This is a genomic window from Intrasporangium calvum (assembly GCF_028446585.1).
Classification (GTDB): Bacteria; Actinomycetota; Actinomycetes; order Actinomycetales; family Dermatophilaceae; genus Intrasporangium; species Intrasporangium calvum_A.
The window spans coordinates 21,310-43,245 of record NZ_JAPFQL010000013.1 but is presented as its reverse complement, the minus strand read 5'-3'; the positions used below and the strand labels follow the sequence as shown (position 1 = coordinate 43,245).

19 protein-coding genes and 3 tRNA genes are annotated in these 21,936 nt (G+C 71.0%); 10 read left to right on the top strand and 12 right to left on the bottom strand.

Annotation, left to right across the window (positions count from 1 at the left end):
- Positions 1 to 31: 31 nt before the first annotated feature.
- Entirely contained in the window at positions 32 to 325 is a 294-nt protein-coding gene (locus tag OO014_RS05030) for a co-chaperone GroES (RefSeq protein WP_334685030.1), read from the top strand.
- Between the two features lie 336 nt (positions 326 to 661).
- Here OO014_RS05030 and OO014_RS05025 read toward each other — a convergent pair.
- From OO014_RS05025 to orn, 4 genes are all read right to left on the bottom strand, one after another.
- Positions 662 to 734: transfer RNA gene (locus tag OO014_RS05025), tRNA-Lys, on the bottom strand.
- A gap of 25 nt (positions 735 to 759) precedes the next feature.
- A complete protein-coding gene (locus OO014_RS05020) occupies positions 760 to 1,170 on the bottom strand; it encodes a hypothetical protein (protein WP_272461181.1) in 411 nt (136 codons plus the stop codon).
- A 115-nt stretch (positions 1,171 to 1,285) separates the two neighbouring features.
- A tRNA-His gene (locus tag OO014_RS05015) sits at positions 1,286 to 1,361 on the bottom strand.
- 72 nt (positions 1,362 to 1,433) lie between these two features.
- Positions 1,434 to 2,000 carry an oligoribonuclease gene (gene orn, locus OO014_RS05010; protein ID WP_420485476.1) on the bottom strand — a complete coding sequence of 189 codons (567 nt, stop codon included), beginning with the start codon at positions 1,998 to 2,000 and terminating at the stop codon, positions 1,434 to 1,436.
- Positions 2,001 to 2,120: 120 nt separating this feature from the next.
- On the opposite strand from orn, the gene OO014_RS05005 reads away from it, so the two are divergent.
- A complete protein-coding gene (locus OO014_RS05005; RefSeq protein ID WP_272461179.1) occupies positions 2,121 to 3,299 on the top strand; it encodes a PrsW family intramembrane metalloprotease in 1,179 nt (392 codons plus the stop codon).
- An 11-nt stretch (positions 3,300 to 3,310) separates the two neighbouring features.
- On the opposite strand, the gene OO014_RS05000 is transcribed toward OO014_RS05005, so the two are convergent.
- Positions 3,311 to 3,386: transfer RNA gene (locus OO014_RS05000), tRNA-Arg, on the bottom strand.
- A 164-nt stretch (positions 3,387 to 3,550) separates the two neighbouring features.
- Between OO014_RS05000 and OO014_RS04995 the strand changes: the two genes are divergently transcribed.
- From OO014_RS04995 to ettA, 4 genes are all read left to right on the top strand, one after another.
- Entirely contained in the window at positions 3,551 to 5,266 is a 1,716-nt protein-coding gene (locus OO014_RS04995; protein WP_272461178.1) for a dynamin family protein, read from the top strand.
- Positions 5,263 to 7,107, top strand: coding sequence for a dynamin family protein (locus tag OO014_RS04990; RefSeq protein ID WP_272461177.1), 1,845 nt, complete (start codon positions 5,263 to 5,265; stop codon positions 7,105 to 7,107). Before OO014_RS04995 ends, OO014_RS04990 begins: the two co-directional genes overlap by 4 nt.
- A gap of 172 nt (positions 7,108 to 7,279) precedes the next feature.
- Entirely contained in the window at positions 7,280 to 7,909 is a 630-nt protein-coding gene (locus OO014_RS04985; RefSeq protein WP_272461176.1) for a single-stranded DNA-binding protein, read from the top strand.
- Positions 7,910 to 8,027: 118 nt separating this feature from the next.
- Positions 8,028 to 9,710, top strand: coding sequence for an energy-dependent translational throttle protein EttA (ettA, locus tag OO014_RS04980; protein WP_272461175.1), 1,683 nt, complete (start codon positions 8,028 to 8,030; stop codon positions 9,708 to 9,710).
- Here ettA and OO014_RS04975 read toward each other — a convergent pair.
- The 4 genes from OO014_RS04975 to OO014_RS04960 form a co-directional block, all read right to left on the bottom strand.
- On the bottom strand, positions 9,686 to 10,819 hold the full coding sequence (locus tag OO014_RS04975) for an NAD(P)-binding domain-containing protein (RefSeq protein ID WP_272461174.1): 1,134 nt from the start codon (positions 10,817 to 10,819) through the stop codon (positions 9,686 to 9,688). The two genes, ettA and OO014_RS04975, sit on opposite strands and share 25 nt — an antisense overlap.
- A gap of 167 nt (positions 10,820 to 10,986) precedes the next feature.
- Complete coding sequence (locus OO014_RS04970; RefSeq protein ID WP_272461173.1) at positions 10,987 to 12,378, bottom strand: adenylate/guanylate cyclase domain-containing protein; 1,392 nt, start codon at positions 12,376 to 12,378, stop codon at positions 10,987 to 10,989.
- Complete coding sequence (locus tag OO014_RS04965) at positions 12,371 to 14,158, bottom strand: FAD-dependent oxidoreductase (RefSeq protein WP_272461172.1); 1,788 nt, start codon at positions 14,156 to 14,158, stop codon at positions 12,371 to 12,373. The genes OO014_RS04970 and OO014_RS04965 overlap by 8 nt, the downstream gene beginning before the upstream one ends.
- A 122-nt stretch (positions 14,159 to 14,280) precedes the next feature.
- The gene (locus tag OO014_RS04960; RefSeq protein WP_272461171.1) at positions 14,281 to 15,714 is read right to left on the bottom strand and encodes a PLP-dependent aminotransferase family protein; all 1,434 of its coding nucleotides are present in this window, start codon (positions 15,712 to 15,714) and stop codon (positions 14,281 to 14,283) included.
- 61 nt (positions 15,715 to 15,775) lie between these two features.
- On the opposite strand from OO014_RS04960, the gene OO014_RS04955 reads away from it, so the two are divergent.
- A complete protein-coding gene (locus OO014_RS04955; protein WP_272461170.1) occupies positions 15,776 to 16,474 on the top strand; it encodes a YczE/YyaS/YitT family protein in 699 nt (232 codons plus the stop codon).
- A 30-nt stretch (positions 16,475 to 16,504) separates the two neighbouring features.
- Here OO014_RS04955 and OO014_RS04950 read toward each other — a convergent pair whose 3' ends face one another.
- Both OO014_RS04950 and OO014_RS04945 read right to left on the bottom strand, forming a co-directional pair.
- Positions 16,505 to 17,044 carry a 2'-5' RNA ligase family protein gene (locus OO014_RS04950; RefSeq protein ID WP_272461169.1) on the bottom strand — a complete coding sequence of 180 codons (540 nt, stop codon included), beginning with the start codon at positions 17,042 to 17,044 and terminating at the stop codon, positions 16,505 to 16,507.
- Positions 17,041 to 17,658: a TetR/AcrR family transcriptional regulator gene (locus OO014_RS04945; protein ID WP_272461168.1), complete on the bottom strand. Its 618-nt coding sequence runs from the start codon at positions 17,656 to 17,658 to the stop codon at positions 17,041 to 17,043. Before OO014_RS04945 ends, OO014_RS04950 begins: the two co-directional genes overlap by 4 nt.
- A gap of 74 nt (positions 17,659 to 17,732) precedes the next feature.
- Between OO014_RS04945 and OO014_RS04940 the strand changes: the two genes are divergently transcribed.
- Both OO014_RS04940 and OO014_RS04935 read left to right on the top strand, forming a co-directional pair.
- On the top strand, positions 17,733 to 18,878 hold the full coding sequence (locus OO014_RS04940; protein WP_272461167.1) for an acyl-CoA dehydrogenase family protein: 1,146 nt from the start codon (positions 17,733 to 17,735) through the stop codon (positions 18,876 to 18,878).
- Complete coding sequence (locus OO014_RS04935) at positions 18,878 to 19,636, top strand: SDR family oxidoreductase (RefSeq protein ID WP_272461166.1); 759 nt, start codon at positions 18,878 to 18,880, stop codon at positions 19,634 to 19,636. Before OO014_RS04940 ends, OO014_RS04935 begins: the two co-directional genes overlap by 1 nt.
- 83 nt (positions 19,637 to 19,719) lie before the next feature.
- Here the strand turns inward: OO014_RS04935 and OO014_RS04930 are convergent, their stop codons facing one another.
- The gene (locus OO014_RS04930; RefSeq protein WP_272461165.1) at positions 19,720 to 20,871 is read right to left on the bottom strand and encodes a cell wall-binding repeat-containing protein; all 1,152 of its coding nucleotides are present in this window, start codon (positions 20,869 to 20,871) and stop codon (positions 19,720 to 19,722) included.
- Between the two features lie 282 nt (positions 20,872 to 21,153).
- On the opposite strand from OO014_RS04930, the gene OO014_RS04925 reads away from it, so the two are divergent.
- Complete coding sequence (locus OO014_RS04925) at positions 21,154 to 21,858, top strand: siderophore-interacting protein (RefSeq protein WP_272461164.1); 705 nt, start codon at positions 21,154 to 21,156, stop codon at positions 21,856 to 21,858.
- Positions 21,859 to 21,936: the final 78 nt, after the last annotated feature.

Genomic DNA, 21,936 nt, shown 5'->3' with positions numbered 1-21,936 from the left:
CGGATCGGCAGCCGGGCGGCTGCCGATCCGCATGCTCCATGACCGCATCCTCGTCAGCCTCGAGCACGAGGGCGAGCGCCGCAGCGGGGGCGGCATCCTCATCCCCGCCACGGCCACGGTCGGCAAGCGCCTCGTGTGGGCGCAGGTCGTCGCCGCCGGGCCGACCGTCCGCCAGGTCAAGCTCGGCGACCGGGTCCTGTTCGACCCGGAGGAGCGAGCCGAGGTGGAGCTGCAGGGCCACGACTACGCGCTGCTGCGCGAGCGGGACATCCACGCCGTTGCGGCCACCCGTGTCGAGGACGGCCAGACCGGGCTCTACCTCTAGCCAGCCGGGCTGCTCTGGTTGGCTTCCCGGCTCGCCGAGGGCCAGTCCCTCGCGGACGGACCGCCCCGGCGAAGCTGATGGGGGTGCACAACGGCGCGTCCCATTGCCGTCGATGCGCCGCGTTGACCTCGATGCGTCGATGTCGTGCGTCCGGTCCACCTGGATGCGTCCGGTCAAGGGGCCGCATCCAGGTTTTTCGTTGGGGGGGCGAACGGGGCGAACCCGGGGGTCAGCCGTTGCCCGTTGGTCGTTGCCCGTCGGTCGGCGCGCGGATCGCGGATGCCGCGTCCGGAAAGCGGAAGAGGCCTCCCGCAGTGCGGGAGGCCTCTTCGAAAGTGCGCCGCCAGGGACTCGAACCCCGAACCCAGTGATTAAGAGTCACTTGCTCTGCCAATTGAGCTAGCGGCGCAACGAGGGGAAACATTAGCAGGCGGTCAGGGACGCGACAAAATCGCCTCCGACCGGCCCGCGGCGGCCCGTTCGCGGCGCTCCCGACGCTTCGTCCGGACGAGCAGAAGGACCCCACCCAGCATGAGGACGAGGTAGCCGATCAGGCCCCCGACGTGCTCGTCGTCGGTCACCTGGGTCGAGGTGCCCTGGGGCGTCTTCGTCACGGGCTTCGGATCACCGGTGCTGCCGATCGCCGGGACGCTCGGAGTCGTCGACGGCTCGTCCGCTGCGAGGGCCACTGCCTTCGCCGCTGGGCTCGCTCCCTCGGGTGCGGCGGCGAGCGCGCCGCCCACGAGGGTGAGTGCGAGGCTCACGATGACCAGACCGACGAGGATGCCGACGGTGATCTGCTGCATGCGCTTCTTGCCGGGTGTCACGGGCTCATTGTCGCCCATGGAGCACTCGAGCCCGGGAGGGCACCCGACCGGGGCGCTCAGCGGCAGCCGGCTCAGCGGCATACGGTCCGGAAAGCAACGATCCCCGCACGTGAGGCCACGTGCGGGGATCACTTGGGGTGAGTGACGGGACTCGAACCCGCGACCACCTGGACCACAACCAGGTGCTCTACCAGCTGAGCTACACCCACCAAGATGCTGCGACAGCGACGCCAATCGTACAGGCTTCGGAGGAGTGCTCGTGACACGCCCCCGGGCGCCGGTCAGTGCTCGACGACGTGGCCCTCCGCCAGCGCCCGGGCCGTGGCGCTGTCCGGGCCCGGCTGCGGCACGAAGACCGCCTCCCGGTAGTAGCGGAGCTCGGCGATGGACTCCTTGATGTCGGCCAGGGCCCGGTGGCCGCCCGACTTCTTCGGTGCGTTGAAGTACACCCGCGGGTACCAGCGCCGGGACAGCTCCTTGATCGAGGAGACGTCGATGATCCGGTAGTGCAGGTGGGCCTCGAGGTCGGGCATGTCGCGGGCGAGGAAGCCACGGTCGGTCGCCACGCTGTTGCCGCCCAAGGGGGCCTTGCGCGGCTCCGGCACGAAGCTGCGCACGTAGTCGAGGACGAGCCCCTGCGCCTCCTCCAGCGAGACGCCACCGTCGAGCTCCTCGAGCAACCCTGACGTCGTGTGCATGTCGCGGACGAACTCGTCCATCTGCGCGAGGGCCTCGGCCGGCGGCTTGACCACGACGTCGACGCCCTCTCCGAGGACCGTCAGCTCGAAGTCGGTGACGAGGGCAGCGACCTCGACGAGGGCATCGGTGCGCAGGGACAGGCCAGTCATCTCGCAGTCGATCCAGATGATCCGGTCGGAGGTGGCGCGCTGGTTCGTCGAGTCGTTCGTCGTCGTCACCGGACCACCATAGAGGCGCGGCCAGATCCGGTCCTGCACTAGCCTGCCGTCATGACGCCAGGGGACCCCGCAGAAGAGCTCGAGCGGCTGGAAGCCCGCGAGTGGAGCCGCGAGCCGAACCCCACGTGGCGACCGGTGCTCCGCCGGATCCTCACCCTCGGGGTGGCCGTCACGCTCGTCCTCGGCTCCCTGCTCGTCCTGCTCGCCATCATCGGCGGCCAGCTCGAGACGCGCGTCGCGGTGCTCGCCGCACTGATGGCGCTGATCCCCCTCGTCATCATCGTGCCCACCTACCTCTGGCTCGACCGCTACGAGGCCGAGCCGGTGCGCTACCTCGTGGCCGCCTTCCTGTGGGGCGCCCTCATCGCCGTCGTGGGCGCCTTCTTCCTCAACACCCTGGGGCTGGCGCTGCTCGTCGAGGCACACTGGGTCGACCCGTTCGCCACGGGGGCGGTCTACCTCGCGCCGGTCACCGAGGAGACGCTCAAGGGGCTGGGGATCTTCCTCATCTACCTGCTGCGCCGGCACGAGTTCGACGGGATCATCGACGGCATCGTCTACGCCGGTCTCATCGGCGCCGGCTTCGCCTTCAGCGAGAACATCCTCTACCTCGGCCAGGCCTACACCGAGATGGGCAACGAGGGGCTGACGGCCACCTTCATCGTCCGTGGCCTCATGGGCCCGTTCGGCCACCCCCTGTTCACCTCGCTCATCGGGATCGGCATCGGGATCGCCGTCTCCACCCGCAGCTCGACCGCGCGGACGCTGGCCACCCTGGGTGGCTGGGCCTGCGCGGTGCTGCTGCACGGCGGGTGGAACCTCTCCGCGATCGCGGGCATCGAGGGCTTCCTCAGCGCCTACATCACCTACCAGGTGCCCCTCTTCCTCGGCTTCATCGGCTTCCTCGTCTGGCTCCGGAGGCGGGAGGGGCGACTCATCGGCCAGTACCTCTCCGCGTATGCCGACGCCGGCTGGCTGACCCACTCCGAGGTCGGCATGCTCTCGCACCTCGGGACGCGGCGGGCCGCGCGGGCGTGGGCGCGGCGGCGCGGCGGAGTCGCCGCTCAACGCTCCATGGACGCCTTCCAGGACAGCGCCAGCGACCTGGCCCTGCTGCGATCCAGACTCGTCCACGGCACTGCAGAGCGCGACGCCGCCCAGCGGGAGACGGTTCTGCTGCAAGCGATCACGGCGCATCGCAAGGACTTCATCGGCACACCCGTGATGTGAAGGGGGCCGCCTGGCGCCCCCGGCAGGACTCGAACCTGCGACCAAGAGATTAGAAGGCTCTTGCTCTATCCGCTGAGCTACAGGGGCTCGCCCGCGTCGGGCGCTCCTATGATAGGCGGGAGCACGTTGGGACTCCCCGCCACCCACTCCCTCAGGCGGCGACGACAACGAGCCCAGCGGCATACGGCCCGCGTGTCCCTCCACGACCGAAGTACTGATGGGTTTTGATTGGTCCAAGGGGACACGAGAGGATGTGGCGCGTGTCTAGTTCAGGGGAGGGCAGCACTCCGTTGCTGCCCGCCGTCACGCGGCTCCGTGACGCCGTCGAGGCATCCGCGCTCCCGATCGACGTGCCCGGCGTCGACGACGCGCGCCTCGCGCGTGAGCGCCTCCTGGACCAGCTCGACGACTACGTGATCCCACGGCTCACCTCCCTCGACGCACCGCTGCTCGCCGTCGTGGGTGGCTCGACCGGCGCCGGCAAGTCCACTCTGGTCAACTCCCTCGTCGGGCGCGAAGTGACGCTCCCCGGCGTCCTGCGTCCCACGACCCGCTCGCCCGTGCTGATCCACCACCCCGACGACGCAAGGTGGTTCGCCGACCAACGGATCCTCCCGCGGCTTGCGCGCATCACCGGCAAGCACTCGTCGTCAGACGGACCCGGCGCCGTCCGCCTCGTCCAGACCGACGCGGTCGCCGCTGGGCTCGCGCTGCTCGACGCCCCCGACATCGACAGCGTCGTCGCGGCCAACCGCGACCTGGCGGCGCAGCTGCTCGCCGCCGCGGACCTGTGGATCTTCGTGACGACGGCCGCTCGCTACGCCGACGCGGTGCCCTGGGACCTGCTGCGCCAGGCCTCCGAACGAGGCACGGCAGTTGCCGTGGTCCTCGACCGGGTTCCGCCGGAGAGCCTCGAGGAGATCCGCACCCACCTCGCCGCAATGCTGCGAGAGCAGCAGCTCGAGCATGCCCCGATCTTCACCGTCCTCGAGTCGCACCTCGAGAACGGGCTCCTGCCGGGCCCGCAGACGCAACGGCTGCGTGACTGGCTCAGCGCCCTCGCAGGGGACGCACAGGCGCGCTCCGAGGTCGTGCGCCAGACGCTGACCGGCGCCCTCGCCTCGCTCGACGCCAGGGCGACGGGGCTCGCTGTCGCCTCCACCGCCCAGGTCGAGGCAGCCGCGGCCCTCGAGGCAGCCGCGGCCGACGCCTACGCCGAGGCGCTGTCCCACATCGAGAGCGGGATGCACGACGGGTCGCTGCTCCGCGGCGAGGTCCTCGCCCGCTGGCAGGAGTTCGTCGGCACCGGCGAGTTCTTCCGGCAGGTCGAGTCGACGGTCTCGCGCGTCCGCGATCGGGTCTCCGCCTTCATCAAGGGCGAACCGGCCAAGGCGGAGCATCTCGGCGAGGCCCTCCAGAGCGGCGTCGAGGCGCTGATCACCAACCGCGCGGACCTCGCCGCCGGCGCCACGGCCCGCGCGTGGCGCACCCTCGCCGGAGGAGCGCCGCTGCTCACCGCCGCGCCCGAGCTGACCCAGTCGAGTCCCGACCTCCCGGCCCGCACCGCCCGGCTCGTCCGCGACTGGCAGGGCGACATCCTCGAGATGGTCCGCAACGAGGGGCGGGACCGACGGACGACCGCGCGAATCATGGCCTACGGCGTCAACGGGCTCGGGGTCGTCCTCATGCTCGTGACCTTCGCCGCCACGGCCGGCATCACCGGTGCCGAGGTCGGCATCGCCGGCGGGACCGCCGTCGTCGGGCAGAAGCTCCTCGAGGCGGTGTTCGGCGACCAGGCCGTGCGCGAGCTGGCCAGGCAGGCGCGAGAGCGTCTGCTCGAGAGGGTCGGGGCGCTCTACGACGAGGAACGGGCGCGCTACCAGGATGCGGTGTCCAGTGTCGGGACCCGTCCCGGCCAGGGCACCGAGCTCAAGAACGCTGTCGCGGAGGTGAGGTCGGCCCGATGAGCCCGATCAGGAAGGGCAAGGCCAAGGTCACAGCGCCCACCGCAGCCGAGCTCGGTGACCGGACGACGGCGCTCTCGATGGCCCTGCTGTCCGGCGCCGAGGACCTCGAGCCCGCCGCGGTCGACGAGGCCCGGCGCGTGCTCGACCGGGCGCACGAACGGCTGACCATCGCCGGCGACCACACGGTGGTCGCGCTGGCCGGGGCCACCGGCAGCGGCAAGTCGTCCCTCTTCAACGCGATCGTCGGTGAGCCGGTCGCGAGGATCGGCGCGCGGCGCCCCACCACCTCGAAGCCGACTGCCGCCGTGTGGGGATCGTCCGACGCCGCCGAGCTGCTCGACTGGCTGCACGTGGACGCCCGCCACCTCGTCGGCTCTGAGAAGGGCTCTGAGAAGGGCTCTGAGAAGGGCTCTGAGAAGGGCTCTGAGAAGGGCTCTGAGAAGGGCTCCGAGAAGGGCTCTGCGAAGGGCTCTGCGAAGGGCTCTGAGAAGGGCTCTGAGAAGGGCTCTGAGAAGGGCTCTGAGAAGGGCTCTGCGAAGGGCTCCGAGCCACGGCGGTCGGAAGCGGGGGCCGGCCTCGACGGCCTGGTCCTGCTCGACCTGCCCGACTTCGACTCACGAGAGCTTGCCCACCGGCGCGAGGCCGAACGCATCCTCGAGCTCGTCGACATGTTCATCTGGGTCACGGACCCCCAGAAGTACGCCGATGCGCGTCTCCACGACGAGTTCGTGTCGCTGATGGCGCACCACGATGCCGTGACGCTGGCGGTCCTCAACCAGAGCGACCGCCTCGATGTGGACACCGTGAAGGTCCTCAGCAAGGACTTCACGAAGTTGCTCGAGGCCGACGGGGTCCGCAGTGCGTCGGTGCTGGCGACCTCCGCGATCTCCGGCACCGGCGTTCCCGAGCTGAGGCAGCGCTTGGCCAATGCTGTTGCCGGGCAGGCCGCTTCGCGGCAGCGCCTCAATGCCGACGTCGTCGCGGCGGCCCGCCGGCTGCGTCGAGGGGTGGCGGATGAGGAGCCCTACGTGGGACGCCTCGACCGCAAGCAGCTCGACGAGTCCCTGGCGCGCGCAGCCGGCGTGCCCATCGTCCTCGACGCGGTGGCGCGCGACTACCGCCGCGAGGCCTTCGCGCACACCGGTTGGCTCTATGCGAGGTGGACTCGCGGGTTCGCGGCCGACCCGCTCCGGCGGCTGCGGCTCGACCGCACCGGAGGCCGACCCCCGATCCCGGTGGACATCGACGGCTCGGACGTTCGCGCCGTGCTCGGTCGCTCGTCGATTCCGGCCCCGACCCCGGCAGCGGCATCTGGTGTCGAGCTGGCGACCCGCAGTTTCGTGCGCGAAGCGTCTGCGGGCCTACCCGTGCGGTGGGCTCAGGCCGTCGAGGACGTGGTCGACCAGGGGGACGGCTCTCTCGCCGACGCCCTCGACCAGGCCGTCGTCGGCACGTCCCTGCGCGCCAGGCGTCCCGTCTGGTGGTTCGTCGTCAACGTCGTCCAGTGGATCCTTGGTCTGACCGCGGCCCTCGGCGGGCTGTGGCTCGCCGCCCTCTGGGCCCTGGGCCTGCTCCAGATCCCGGCACCAGAGACACCGGCCGTGGGCATCCTGCCCGTGCCGCTCCTCATGCTCGCGGGGGGCCTGGTGCTCGGAATCCTGCTCGGGATGCTGTCGCGGTGGTGGGCCAAGATCGGTGCGCGCCGCCGCAAGGCGGTTGTCGGCCGACGCCTCACCACCGCGGTGGCCGACGTCGCGGACCAGCGCATTCTCATCCCGATCGACGAGGTCCTCGAGCGGCACCGGCAGACCCGCGAGGACCTGGAGACCGTCCTGCGCTGAGGCCGTCAGCGCGACACGGCTGGGTTGCCATCCACATCCCCTTGCCAGCGTGGTCGTCGTCCACAGCCGGAAGGCGGGCCCTGCCGGAGCCACCCGGAGCGGGGCACCGTGGTGCCGAGCGGCGAGTCCGCCGCCAGACACCCACCCGCCGTTGGCGGCAGAGGAGGCCAGGATGAACGAGACCCGCATCACCGTCCACGGCAACGTCGTGAACGACCCGGTCGAACGGACCGACCGCAACGGCAACGTGTTCATCACGTTCCGGATCGGCACGACGCCCTACCGGAAGACGGCCGACGGCAAGTTCCTTGACCTCGAGACCAGCTTCCTCGGCGTCATCGCCTTCAACGCGCTGGCCGCCAACGCGGCAGCCTCGCTGAAGAAGGGGCAGCCGGTCATCGTCGAGGGGAACTTCTCCAACCGGTCCTACGTGTCCAGCGAGGGCGTCAGCCGGAACTCCCCGGAGATCGAGGCGGACCACATCGGTCACGACCTCACGTTCGGGCGCGCCTCCTTCGCCCGGGTCAGCAGGGCCGCCGCACTGGGCCTCGACCGCACCTCGGACGTCGATGTCCGCAACGCGATGGCAGAGCTGAACGGCGCCTTGGGACGGGTGCCCGGACCTGCTGAGTACGGCGAGGACCGGCCGCGCAACGTCGATGCCAATGGCGAGGTGATCGGAGACTTCGCCGCGGAGCACGGGGAAGCCACCGCAGAGGCCGGCGCAGAGGCCGCCGCGGCCGGGGCCTTCCCGGGAGATCCACGCTCGGACGACTACACCGTGGAGCACCCGGCCGCTTGAGCACCCGCGATCGGCTCACTGAGCCCGGCCGGCCGACGCCCGCCGCGTCGCGCTGACGACGTGGCGGGCGGGTCCGGCGGATTCGGTGCGTGAGCAGATCGCAGATAGCCTTCTGCGCATGGCCGAGTACATCTACACCATGACCCGGGCGCGCAAGGCGCACAACGAGAAGGTCATCCTCGACGACGTCTCGATGTCGTTCTACCCGGGCGCGAAGATCGGGATGGTCGGCCCCAACGGCGCCGGCAAGTCGACGATCCTCAAGATCATGGCGGGACTCGACCACCCCTCCAACGGCGAGGCCCGTCTGGCTGCCGGCGCGACGGTGGGCATCCTCCTCCAGGAGCCGCCGCTCAACGAGGACAAGACCGTCCTCGGCAACGTCGAGGAGGGCGCCGGCGAGATCAAGGCGAAGCTCGACCGCTACAACGAGATCAGCGCCGAGATGGCCAACCCGGACGCGGACTACGACGCACTCCTCGCCGAGATGGGCAAGCTCCAGGAGGACATCGACCACGCCGACGCGTGGGACCTCGACAACCAGCTCGAGCAGGCGATGGACGCCCTGCGCTGTCCGCCTCCGGACCTGCCGGTGACCAACCTGTCCGGCGGTGAGCGCCGACGCGTGGCCCTGTGCAAGCTGCTCCTCCAGAAGCCGGACCTCCTGCTCCTCGACGAGCCCACCAACCACCTCGACGCGGAGTCGGTCCAGTGGCTCGAGCAGCACCTCGAGAGCTACCCCGGTGCGGTCATCGCCGTCACCCACGACCGTTACTTCCTCGACAACGTCGCCCAGTGGATCGCCGAGGTCGACCGCGGCCGGCTCTACCCCTACGAGGGCAACTACTCGACCTACCTGGAGAAGAAGTCGGAGCGGCTCCAGATCCAGGGCAAGAAGGACGCCAAGCTCGCCAAGCGGCTCAAGAGCGAGCTCGAGTGGGTCCGCTCCAACGCGAAGGGCCGCCAGGCCAAGTCCAAGGCGCGGCTGGCCCGCTACGAGGAGATGGCTGCGGAGGCGGAGCGCACCCGCAAGCTCGACTTCGAGGAGATCCAGATCCCGCCCGGCCCCCGGCTCGGCTCGGTGGTCATCGACGTCAAGAACCTCCGCAAGGGCTTCGGCGACCGGGTGCTCATCGATGACCTGTCCTTCACGCTCCCGCGCAACGGCATCGTCGGCGTCATCGGGCCCAACGGTGTCGGCAAGACGACGCTCTTCAAGACCATCGTCGGCCTGGAGGCGCCGGACGCCGGTGAGGTGAAGGTCGGAGAGACGGTCCAGATCTCCTATGTCGACCAGGCGCGGGCCGGCATCGACCCGAAGAAGACCTTGTGGGAGGTCGTCTCCGACGGGCTGGACCACATCAAGGTCGGCAACGTCGAGATCCCCTCGCGTGCCTACGTGTCGCAGTTCGGCTTCAAGGGCCCCGACCAGCAGAAGCCGGCGGGTGTGCTGTCCGGTGGCGAGCGCAACCGGCTCAACCTCGCCCTGACGCTCAAGCAGGGCGGCAACCTGCTCCTGCTCGACGAGCCGACCAACGACCTCGACGTCGAGACGCTGGGCTCGCTGGAGAACGCGCTGCTCGAGTTCCCCGGCTGTGCCGTGGTGATCTCGCACGACCGGTGGTTCCTCGACCGCGTGGCCACGCACATCCTCGCCTATGAGGGTGACGCCGAGAACCCGGCGAAGTGGTACTGGTTCGAGGGCAACTTCGAGTCCTACGAGGCCAACAAGGTGGAGCGGCTGGGTGCCGACGCGGCGCGGCCGCACCGGGTCACCTACCGCAAGCTGACGCGCGACTGATCGTCCGACGCGGCGGTCTGTTCGGCCTCGCTCGCGAGCCACTTCGCGAGCGAGGCGACTGCTGCCCGGCCGGCTCGGTTCGCCCCGATCGTGCTCGACGAGGGGCCGTAGCCGATGAGGTGCACCCGCGGCTCAGCTGCCACCTGCGTCCCGTCCATGACGATGCCCCCTCCGGGGCCGCGCAGGTGGAGCGGGGCGAGATGGTCGAGGGCGGCGCGGAAGCCGGTGGCCCAGAGGATGACGTCGGCCTTCTGGAAGCCGCCGCCGGCCAGGCGCACGCCCTCCGGTTCGATCGCGGTGAACATCGGCCGCCGTTCGAGGACACCTCGCTCGCCTGCCGCGCGCAGCGCGGGCGTCCAGATCAGGCCGGTCACGGAGACGACGCTCTGCGGGGGCAGTCCGCGGCGCACCCGTTCCTCGACGAGCGCGACTGCGTCGTGTCCCGCCTGGGGCGTGAACTCGTCGTCGCGCCAGACCGGTTCGCGACGCGTGAACCACGAGGTCGTCGTCACCTGGGAGATCTCATCGAGCAGCTGCACGGCCGAGATGCCCCCACCGACCACGACGACGTGCTGGTCGCGGAACTCGTCAGCCGAGACGTAGTCGGCCACGTGCAGCTGCCGTCCGCGGAAGCTGTCCCGGCCCGGATAGATGGGCCAGAAGGGCTTCGTCCAGGTGCCCGTGGCGTTGATGAGTCCTCTGGCCTGCCACGTGCCTTCGTCCGTCTCGACGCGCAGGCGTCCCCTGGGGTCCGTGTCCTCGCGCCGGACGGCGCTCACGTGCACCGGCCGGCGGACGTGGAGCTCCAGATCGCGCTCGTAGTCGCTGAAGTAGCGCGTGAGGAACTCGGAGCTCGGCTCGCAGGGGTCGACCTCGGGCTGGGCCATGCCGGGGAGGTCACTGATCCCGTTGACGGTGGCCATGCGCAGCGATTGCCAGCGGTGCCGCCACGCTCCGCCCGGCCCGGCCTCGGCGTCGAGGACGACGTAGTGGGGCCTCGCCTGGTCAGTGCCGGCGGCGCGGAAGCCCCTGCGGCGCAGGTGGTAGGCCGCGGACAGACCGGCCTGCCCCGCGCCGATGACGAGGACGTCGACTGGCTCCGCTGGCACGACAGCAGTCTGACAGGTGCGGCGGGCGCGGGGGATTCCGGGCGTATGCCGCTGGGCCGGCTCCCGCGGTCAGCCGGGCCGCCGCCGTGGCGGGGTCCGAGGGCCTGATCCACCGGCCGTCCCCTCGTCCGTCCGCCCGACCGGCCGCTCGCCGGCCCCTCGAGCGTTCAGGGCGTCAGGCCGGTCAGCGCGAACGCCTGGACGGGTGCCTGCTTGCCCTTGAGCTCGAGTGGTCCGAGCGGTTCGATGACGGCTCCTCGAAGCTGGGCCAGGGTGTCGGCGGTGACGGCGACGCCTCCGACGGGCGCCTGGCCCTCGACCCGAGAGGCGACGTTGACCGCGTCGCCGATGACGGTGTGCGTCCGACCGCCCTCCGCGCCGAGGACGCTCACCAGGACCTCGCCAGTGTTGATGCCGACCCGGAAGCGCGGCCAGCCGGGGTGCCGGGCGGCGATCCGGCCGGTGACTTCCTGGAGCTCGAGACCGGCCCGAGCGGCGCGCATCGCGTGGTCCGGTTGGGTTCCGAGGCGGTTGAAGGTCACCATCAGGGCGTCGCCGATGATTCGGTCGACCTGACCCCCGTGCTTGGTCGCCACGGCGGGCACGGCGACGTGGAAGTACTCGTTGAGCATCGCGGTGACGGCTGCAGGACTGTGGGTCTCCGAGAAGCTCGTGAACCCCTTGAGGTCGGCGAAGAGGATGGTCATGATGCGCCGTCCGGCGATGGTGTCCTCGGCGTAGACCCCGGCGAACCGCTCCTCGTGCCACGACCGATCGGCGCCCCAGGCGACGAGGACGAAGGCGACCAGCAGGAGCACGTGCCACTCCCACCAGCTGTAGCGCCAGTTGGGTGCGACCGTCACCGCGATCATGGCCTCGGCGAGGAGAACCATGGCCGCGGTCATCGCGACTGGGAGGATGCCGCCGCGGCGCCGCCAGAGCAGGAGGTAGCCGAGCCCGGCGCCGAGGTACAAGGTCGTGGCGGCGACCGCGGCCACGAGCATGACCCCGCTGGCGCGCTCCGGACCGGTGCCCTGGTCGAAGGGCGGCAGCTGCCGGAGCGAGACGACGGCCCAGACGGCCATGAGGAGGATGAGTCCGACGCGCGACCACCGGGCCGTGCGGAGGGCAGCCACGTGTCGCGCCGCCGGCACTTCGAGGACCGAGGCGGCGGCCAGGACCGACCCGATGATCATCCCCACCGGTGTGGCGATGTTGAATCCGGCCGTTGCCGACGGGAGCAGCACATGCGGGGTCGCCAAGGCGTGGAGTCCGAGGAACCCTGCGGCCGAGAGGAAGGCCAAGGACAGGAACATCACCCGCGCGTCACCCCGGCGGCCGGCCGCCGAGGCCGTTCCGTAGGCGGTCACCGCGCTCAGGGCGGCGGCGCCGAGAACGAGCCAGAAGTGGGCGGGGTCGTGCTGGAAGGTCGAGTCCAGCTCCGGCTTGGCCCGGAGCAGCCCCAGCCCCGCCATTGGTGCCGCGAGCAGCAGGGCCCCGACGACAGGCCCGACCGTCGGGCGTGGTGGAGCGCCGGCGGCCGGGAGGGACTCAGCCATCGGACCGGCTCCGGGCCGGGCCGGGACCTGGGGCGGGGGTCGGTGCGGGAGCCGGACCGGGGCTGGGAGCGGGGGACAGCGAGAGGTAACGGTGCACCTCGGAGACGACGACCGATCCCTCGCCGACTGCTGATGCGACCCGTTTCACCGAGCCGCTCCGGACGTCGCCCACGGCGAAGAGGCCTGGTACGGACGTCTCGTGCGGCAATGGTGGTCGCGGGAGGGGCCAGGTGGCGGCCGGTGGTCCTGCCTCGGCCACGTCGGCGCCCGTGACGACGAACCCCCACTTGTCGCGCAGCACCGGCTCCGGCAGCCACTGCGTGTGGGGCGCTGCCCCGATCATGACGAAGAGGCCGTCCGCGTCCAGCGTCGTCTGCTTGCCGCTGTCGCGATCGGCCACCACGACCTGGCTGAGCCAGCCGTCGCCCTCGCCGCCCACGACCTCGGCGTTCGGGACCACGGTGATGCGGGGGCTCGCTCCGATCTCGTCGATCAGGTACTGCGACATGGTCTCGGACAGGTCCGGTGTCCGGATCACGATGGTGACGTCGGCGGCGTACCGCTGCAGGTGCAGGGCCGCCTGACCCGCCGAGTTGCCACCCCCGACGATGACGACATGGGACCCCGCGAGTCCGTGCGCCTCGGACACGTTCGCGCCGTAGTAGACGCCCGAGCCGGTCAAGGCCTCCAGCGCCGGGACGCCGAGCCGGCGGTAGGCGACTCCGGAGGCGAGGACCACGGCCTTCGCGTCGACCCAGCCGGCACCCTCGATCTCAGCGCGGAAGCCGCTTCCGGCGGGGTGGTGTGCCATGAGCCCGGTCACCTTCCGGCCCAGGACGAAGCGCGCCCCGAACACCCAGGCCTGCTGGAAGCCCCGCTGGGCCAGATCGGCTCCGCTCAGGCCGCGGGAGAAGCCGAGGTAGTTGCGGATCAGCGAGCTGGTGCCCGCCTGTCCGCCCAGGGCGTGCTCCTCCAGGCAGAGGACCTTGAGACCCTCCGACGACCCGTAGACGGAGGCCGCGAGGCCGGCTGGTCCGGCACCGATGACGAGCAGGTCGACGTCGCGGTCCTCCGGCTCCAGGGAGGTCCGGATGCCCCATGCCGTGAGGACCTCGGTGTCGGTGGGATCGACGAGGACCTGGCCACCCAGTGCCGCGAGCCACACGACGAGTGGCCCGCTGGCCCCGTCCGGGGCCGGACCGTCGACGGCGTGCAGTACGCGAACGGCCTCGGCGGTGCCGCGGTCGAGGTAGGCGTGGGGAATCCCATTGCGGCTCAACAGGCTTCGTACCTCGTGTCCTCGCCCGTCCCGCGCGGCGCCGATGACGACGACCTCGCGGCGGCCGTCGACCACGGTCCGCGTCCAGGCCTGGACGAACTCCGAGACCGTCCGGAGAAACAGCTCGTCCGGGGTGGTCCAGGGCTTGAGGACGTAGTAGTTGATCTCGCCCCGGGACATCGCCCGGAGGATCGCCTCCGCTGTCTGGCGGTGCGCCCAGGCACCCCAGGGGACGAGGAAGGCGCGGCCCGCCTCCGGGTGGAGGAGGCGCACCTCGGCCAGCAGCTCGGTGCCGGGCACGTCGTCGAGCCACGGGTCGGCGAGCACGAGGGCGACCGGCTCGCCTCGGGTGGCGGCCTGCTCCAGCGTGGCCTGGGCGGCGGCGCCGCTCGACTCACCGCGGACGAGGTAGTCGCTGCCGAACCGCCGGGTCAGCTCGTGCTCGATCCTGGCCAGGCTCCCCGGGTCGGCGTCGACGGCCAGGAGAAGGGGTCGCTTCATGTCGACTCCTGCGGTGTGGAGGTGACGGGGTCGGGCGGGCGTGTGTGGCCCAGATCACCACGCCTCTCCGCCGACGGTACGCCCGCTCACGCGACGCGGGACCGGTTTTGACCAAGCCGGCCTCAGGCGATGAGTGGCTGCGACAGCTCCCGCTCGGACCGGCTGGCGAACGCGCCCGCCCAGGCCGAGGCGAGTCGTCGACCGACCTCGTCGGCCTCGTCTGCCGGGACGCTGAACGGGATGCGGACGAACCGGTCCATGCCCCCGTGCGACGCGAACTGCGCGCCTCGAGCGAGGCGCAGCCCGCTCGCCTCAGCGGCGCGGACCAGTCCGTCGCCGGGGTCGACCGGCAGCTCGCACCAGAGGTTGAGGCCGCCGGGTGGCACGCCGAACCGCCAGTCAGGGACGTGGGTTCGGAGGGCCGTCACCATGGCGTCCCTCCGGCGTCGCGCCTCGTCTCGTCGCTCGTCCAGGAGGGACGGCCCGGCCCGCAGGAGCTCGACGAGGACAAGCTGCTCGAGCACGGCGGTGCCGAGGTCCAGGCTGTGCCGGGCTTCGAGGATCCGGCCGGCCACGGCATGGGGTGCGCGCACCCACCCCACGCGTAGGCCACCCCACCAGGCCTTCCCGGAACTGCCGAGCGTGATCGCGTCGGGGGAGCTGGCGGCGAACGGTGCCGGGGGAGTGGCGTCGAGCCCGAGCTCGACGAACGTCTCGTCGATGACCGGGACGGTCCTGGTCCTGCGGAGCACCCCGGACACTGCCCGGCGTTCGTCGCCGGTCATCAGCCGGCCCGTGGGGTTCTGGAAGTCGGGCACCAAGTAGGCCAGTCGCGCGCCGCCCTGGCGGATGGCGAGCTCGAGCTGCTCGGGCTCCCAGCCCAACGGGTCGATCGGCAGGGCGATCGGGCGCAGGCTCGAGCGCCGCACGCCCACGATGGCGTTGGGATAGGTCGGCGTCTCGAGCAGCACCCGGTCTCCCGGGTCGAGGAGGGCACGCAGCACTGCGGACAACGCGGCATGGGCGCCACCGGTGACCACGATGTCGCCCGGGTCGGTGGGCAGGCCCCGGGTGGCATACCAGCCGGCGAGCGCCTCACGGAGCTCCGGGAGTCCCCTGGGGTGGTAGCCGGAGGTGGCGAGGTGACGGGGCAGGTGGTGCAGCGCTCGCTCGTACGCCGCCGTCAGACCCGCGGCAGCCGGCAGGGCCGCGTAGGTCAGGTCGATGACGTCCTCCGGCAGGTCGGTGGGCAGGACGCCCGCACCCGAGAGGGCGAGCCCGGAGCCGCCCTCGGGCAACGCGGTGACGCTGCCCGAGCCGCGTCGGGTCACGATGAAGCCCTCGTCGCGGAGCAGGTCGAGCGCCCCGCCCACCGTGGTGCGGCTCAGGCCCAGCTGCGACATCAACGCGCGCTCGCTCGGGAGACGGGTGTCCACGAGGATGCGCCCGTCGGCGATGAGCCGACGAAGGGCCGCCGCGAGGCTCCGGTAGGCCGGTCGCCCGAGCGGCTCCGGCCCGAGGAGGGTGGCGACGGTGCGGGCGGAGACGGTGCGCATGCGGTCCAGTCTGTCGCAACTGGATCTGGAAAGAGAGTCCAATTTGGCTGAGAGTCGGGTCATGCGCCGTTCCGTGCCCCTGCTCGACCTCTCGACCCGTGACCAGCTGCGGGCCGGGCGGCTCCCGCGACGCGTCGCGCAGCTGCTCTTCGGACTCACGCTCTATGGACTCTCCATGGCGATGCTGCTGCGGGCCACGCTCGGTCTCGACCCGTGGGACGTCTTCCACGCCGGCCTCGCGCTTCGGGTGCCGCTGACGTTCGGCCAGGTCACCATCGTGGTCGGCGCGCTCGTTCTCCTCCTCTGGATCCCGCTGCGGCAGTGGCCGGGGTTGGGAACCGTGGCCAACGTCGTCGTCATCGGCCTCGCGGCTGACGCCGGGCTCGCGGTCATCGCCACCCCGCCCGACCTGGGAGCCCAGCTGGCCCTTCTCGTCAGTGGCGTCGTGCTCAACGGACTGGCCGGCGGTCTCTACATCGGCAGCCAGCTCGGCCCGGGGCCGCGCGACGGACTCATGACCGGCCTGGCTCGGCGCACCGGGATCAGCCTGCGCCTCGTCCGCACCGCCCTCGAGCTGACGGTGCTCGCCGTGGGTTGGCTCCTCGGCGGCGCGGTGGGGCTGGGGACGGTGCTCTATGCGCTGGCGATCGGCCCGCTCGTCCAGTTCTTCCTCCCCAGGGTGACGGTCCGGCTGGCCCACCCCTCGACTCCCGACCGTGGCGTCCCCACCGAGGCGGCAACCTCATCGACCGCGCCCTGACGTCTTGGGCGTGATCGGTGGACGGGCTCGTCACCCAGCGGCCATGCCCAGCGGCCATGAATCGAGCACGCGGCACGTGCTGTTGCCCCACCAGGCGAGGTCCAGTCGCTCGGCGCGGCAGGTGACCGGGACGATGTCGCCGAGCAGCTCACGCGTGGACTCGACGCTCACGACGTCTGAGACGGCGTCGAGCGTCAGGTGCGGTGCGACGGAAGGAAACTCAGCGGCATACGGCGGGGTCTGTGGGAAGGCTGCGACCAGGGCCGCCGTGAGCGCTCGGAAGGGATCCGCCGGCTCGGGGACCAGATGGATGATCCCGTTGGGGAAGGTGTCCAGCTCGGCGAGCCGGAAGGTGAAGGGCCCGGCGGCAGAGGCGATGTCGCTGATCTGTCGTAGGGCACTCGCGTCGAGGAGCTCGGGCGGCAGGAAGGGGCCGAGCGCCGTGATGTGGGCGTGCACGAAGCGGGGGTCGCTCGAGACGAAGTCGAGGTCGTAGTGCCGGTGGCGCTCGACGACGAAGGGCTCCAGCGCCGGCACCGGGACCTGCAGGACGGTGTGGCCGGACCTCACGCGGGGGTTGGTCGGGCGCCGACCAGACGGAGCGCCAGGGCCGCGTTGGTGGCGCCGATCTGCCGAGGGGTCCGCTTGATGGTGGGGGAGTACCACCGGGCGACGTCGACGGCCATCGACAGCAGGGCCAACGCGGTGTCGCCGATGTCCTCCACGTCGAACGCACCCTCCGCCACACCGGACTCGAGGACCTGCCGGACGAGCGCGTCGATGTCCTTGCGCAGTCCCAGGACCTCAGCCCGGTGCTCGGGCGTCAGGTGCTGGTGCTCGTACTGGACGACCTTGGCCAGCTGGTGCTGCTCGGCATGCCAGGCGGAGAACTGCTGCATCGCCGCGGCGAGCCGTTCCGTCGGTGCCTCGAGTCCCTCCACCGCTGCCCGCAGCATCTGCAGCGCCGACTGGTGCCCGCTCCGGCTGAGGTTGAAGAGCAGCTCCTCCTTGGACCCGAAGTGCACGTAGACCCCGGCCGGCGAGAGGCCGGCCCCGGACGCGATGTCCCGGGTCGTCGTCGCGTGGAAGCCCTTCTCCGCGAAGGCCTGGGCGGCGGCGCGCATCAACCGGTCGACGGTGGTCGCGTCCCGGGCGGGATAGCGCGGTGGGGTCGGGGGCAGCACGTTGACAGCATGCCCGAGAAGGGCAACACTAAGCAAGCGCTTAGTTACCCGTGAGTCAGCCTGGGAGGCCCCGCATGCCGCGCAACATCTACGACGACGACCACGAGGCACTGCGCGCCTCGGCTCGCGAGTTCATCGACCGGGTCATGCGACCCCGGGCAGAGGAGATGATCCGCGACAAGGTCATCCCCCGCGACATCTGGCAGGAGGCCGGCAAGCAGGGCTTCTTCGGCTTCGACATCCCCGAGGAGTACGGCGGCGCCGGCGTCGACGACTACCGCTTCAACGCCGTCGTCGCCGAGGAGTGGGCCCACTTCAACATGGCGACCAGCTCGTGCTTCGGCATCCACGCGGACGTCTGCCCGCCCTACATCGTCGACCTCGGGACGGAGGAGCAGAAGCAGCGCTGGCTCCCCGGCATCGCGAGCGGCGACCTCATCATCGGCATCGGCATGACCGAGCCGTCGGGCGGCTCCGACCTCGCCGCCCTCAAGACGACCGCGGTTCGTGAGGGTGACCACTGGATCCTCAACGGGTCCAAGACCTTCATCACCAACGGCTACCAGGCCGACCTCGTCATCGTCGCCGCGCGCACCGACCTCTCCAAGGGCGCCAAGGGCATCACCCTCTTCATGGTCGAGCGCGGCATGGACGGCTTCGTCAACGGCCGCAAGCTCGACAAGGTCGGGATGGACGAGTCGGACACGGCCGAGCTCTTCTTCGACAACGTCCGGGTCCCCGACGAGAACCGCCTCGGCGCCGAGGGGATGGGCTTCATCGCGATGATGCAGCGCCTGCCGCAGGAGCGGATCGGCTCGGGCATCGCCAACGTCGCTCATGCCAAGGCGATCCTCGAGGAGACGATCCAGTACGCGAAGGACCGCAAGGCCTTCGGCCAGTCCATCGGGGCCTTCCAGCACAACAAGTTCCTGCTCGCCGAGCTCGTGACGCAGATCGAGGTCGCCGAGGCCTACATCGACGACTGCGTCATCGCGCACTCCAAGGGCGAGCTGACCGCGATCGACGCGGCCAAGGCGAAGTGGTGGAGCTCGCAGGTCCAGAACGACGTCCTCGACTCCTGTGTCCAGCTGCACGGCGGCTACGGCTTCATGAACGAGTACCGCGTGGCGCGGGCCTGGCGTGACGCCCGCGTGACGAAGATCTGGGCCGGCTCCAACGAGATCATGAAGGAGCTCATCGGCCGGGACCTCGGCTTCTGATGGGCGTGCACGACGGCGCGGTCGCCATCGTCACCGGGGCGAGTCGCGGCATCGGGCTCGGCATCGCCGAGCGTCTCGTCGCGGAGGGCGCCAGGGTCGTCATCACGGCCCGCAAGCCGGAGGCGCTCGCGGAGGCGGTGCAGTCCCTGGGCGGCCCCGACCATGCTCTCGGCATCGCCGGCAACGCCGCTGACGAGGCGCATCAGGACGAGGTCATCGCCGCGGCCCGGTCGACCTTCGGTGGGCTGCACTACCTCGTCAACAACACGGGCATCAACCCGGTCTACGGGCCGATGCTCGACGCGGACGTCGACGTGGCCCGCAAGATCCTCGACGTCAACGTCGTCGCTGCCTTCTCGTGGATCAAGAAGGCGGTCGCCGCCGGTCTCGGTGACGCCGCGCACCCGGGCGCGGTCGTCAACCTCGCCTCCATTGCGGGGCAGGGCGCGTCGGGGGTCATCGGCTGGTACGGCGTCTCCAAGGCTGCGCTCATCCACCTGACGACGGAGCTGGGCTACCAGCTGGGCCCCGACACCCGGGTCAACGCGGTCGCGCCGGCCGTGGTGAAGACCCGGTTCGCGGAGGCCCTCTATGAGGGTCGCGAGGAGAAGGTGAGCCGCGCCTACCCGATGAAGCGACTCGGCACGCCCGAGGACGTCGCCGGGGCGGTGAGCTTCCTGCTCAGCGCCGACGCGGCCTGGATCACCGGCCAGACGCTCACGATTGACGGCGGGGTCACGCTCGGCGGCGCCTTCTAGGACGTCTCACCCCAGGCCGTATGCCGCTGGGCCGGGTCCGCGCGACGCGCGCGCACCCGGCCCAGCAGGGTCTCAGGCCAGGCTCACTGGTTGAGCAGGGCGTCGAACTCCCCCACAACCTTGTCCGTCACCGCGACCTGGCCACCGAAGACGACTCCCCACTCGATCGGATTGGTGTCGACCGCGCTCACCATGGTCGAGACGGCGGTCGCGGTGGCTGTGGGAATGGAGTCCGTCTGCGTCAGGAGCAACGGGCCTCCGCCAGCAACATGGGCGCCGCCGGAGAGGGCGTCCGGCCAGTTGACGCCGGTCGCGAGCCCCACGATGATCGGCTCACCTCCACGCGTTGCGGGATCTCCCCAGAAGAGGTTCGCGACCTTGCGTGCGGTGTGGTACCGGTCGGTCCCCACGAGCTCGTAGTCGCCGGTGAATGCGGCGGCCGCCTGGCCTCCGACCGTGAAGAGCGGAATGTCGAGGCCCCGCATCTCGTTGACGTAGGTCGCGACGGACGGGGGGACGCTCGTGTCGCGCGTCAGCACCAAGGTGCTCCAGTAGCCGCCGGCCGTGGCCCCAGCGGTGAGCCCGTCCGGGAAGTTGCGGCCTGTCGTCGCGAAGACGAGCTGGGGGACGCCGTCCGGGATGAGTGCCGCAGTCTGCTTCGCGATGGCGACGGAGGTCTCGAAGCGGTCGAGGCCCTGGAGGCGCACGACCTGGTAGCCGAGGCCCTCGATGGTGTCGCTCCCCGTCCCGAGGCGATCGGTGACCTGGGTCGAGACGGCTGTGGGGCCGCCGAGGACGTAGACCGGGCCGGCGCTCTCAGCAGGACCGAGGAGCCGCACGATCTCGGCTTCGACCTCCGGGGCCAAGGAAGCGCCCGGCGTCAGCAGGAGCGGGGCCTGCGCGGCACCGGCGAGGGCCGAACCCCCCAGAGCGTCTGCGTAGGCGTCACTGCGCGAGAGGACGACCGCACCGGCGGCGAACTCGGTGCCGAAGTCACCCCAGCGGTCCTGCGAGGCAGCGATGGCCGTGGTGATGCGGGTGTCGCCGGCCAACCGGTAGACGGCTGTGCCAGCAGACGTGCCGGCTTCCGAGCCGAGGCGTTCACTGAGCTGGCTGGGGGCCTGGCGCGGAGCGACCTTGTCGAATGGGTCGTCATCTGCGGCCTGGGCGGGGATCGCCGCGCAGGCCGTGGCGAGGGCGGTGGCTGCGGCGGCCACGGCGAAGGTCCTCTTCATGTGAGTCTTTCCTTGGGCGGGGTGCCGGCGGCACCGTGCAGGCCTCACCCTAGAACGCTGGTCGCGCGCGAGATGCGGCTTTTGGATGCGATTGGGTTACACCTGCCATGTGACGCAGTGCACCCAACCTCGACGTTGACAGTTAGGTTCACCTTAATAAGGTGAGGCGCACCTAATACTGCTCAAGGAGGCTGAGCGTCCCGTCTGCGCACTGCCCTATTCGCTGCCGTCTCGGCCGCGCTGCTCCTCTCCGGCTGCACGACCGGCCCCGCCGGCCAGCGGGTGGTCACCCTCGGCTGGTCCGACGTCGACCACGTGGCGGCGCTCGGCGTGGCACCGTTGGACGCGCCGAAGATCTCTTGGGGCGGCAACGCGAACCAGTCGACCGACTGGCTCGACGCGCAGCTCGCGACGTTCGGGGGAGCGGCACCGACCCGCTTCGACGCGGAGTCCGCCTACGGTGGCATCGAGTTCTGTCCGGGAGCGGCCCAGCGCCTCGTCCTGACCGCCGACGAGACTGCAGTGCCCGCCCTCGCGTCGATCCTCGAGGCGCTGCCGTCCAGCGCACGCGGACAGGCCGTCGCCGAGGTCCCGGAGGCTGGCGACATCCTCGACCTCCGGGCCCCGGCCGGCATGACCATCGAGTGGTTCGTCCGGGGCAACCAGCCCCGCGGCCGCGCCACCATCGACGCCGTGCGCGCGCACTGGGGGCTGGCCCCGACGGTGGTCGCTGCGGCGCTCGCGGACGTCACCGCCAACCGGGTCGAGGCCGAGGTGTGGGAGACCGCCGTCCACAGCTCGTCCGGGGAGCACGTCCTCCCGGACCGGGCCGCCGCGCCCCAGGTGGGCCCGGACGAGACCTACGCTTGGGTGGCCGGCGACTCGGACACCGTCAAGGCGATCCGCCGGATCCTCGTCGGCGAGGTCGGCCTGGCCCGACACCATGTCGCCTTCATGGGTTACTGGAAGGTCGGCGCGTCCACCTGAGGAACACGCCACGGGACGGTCCGCCGTGCTGGGAGCCAGCCCGGCGGCATACGATCCATGGGTTCCCGGCGCGACACC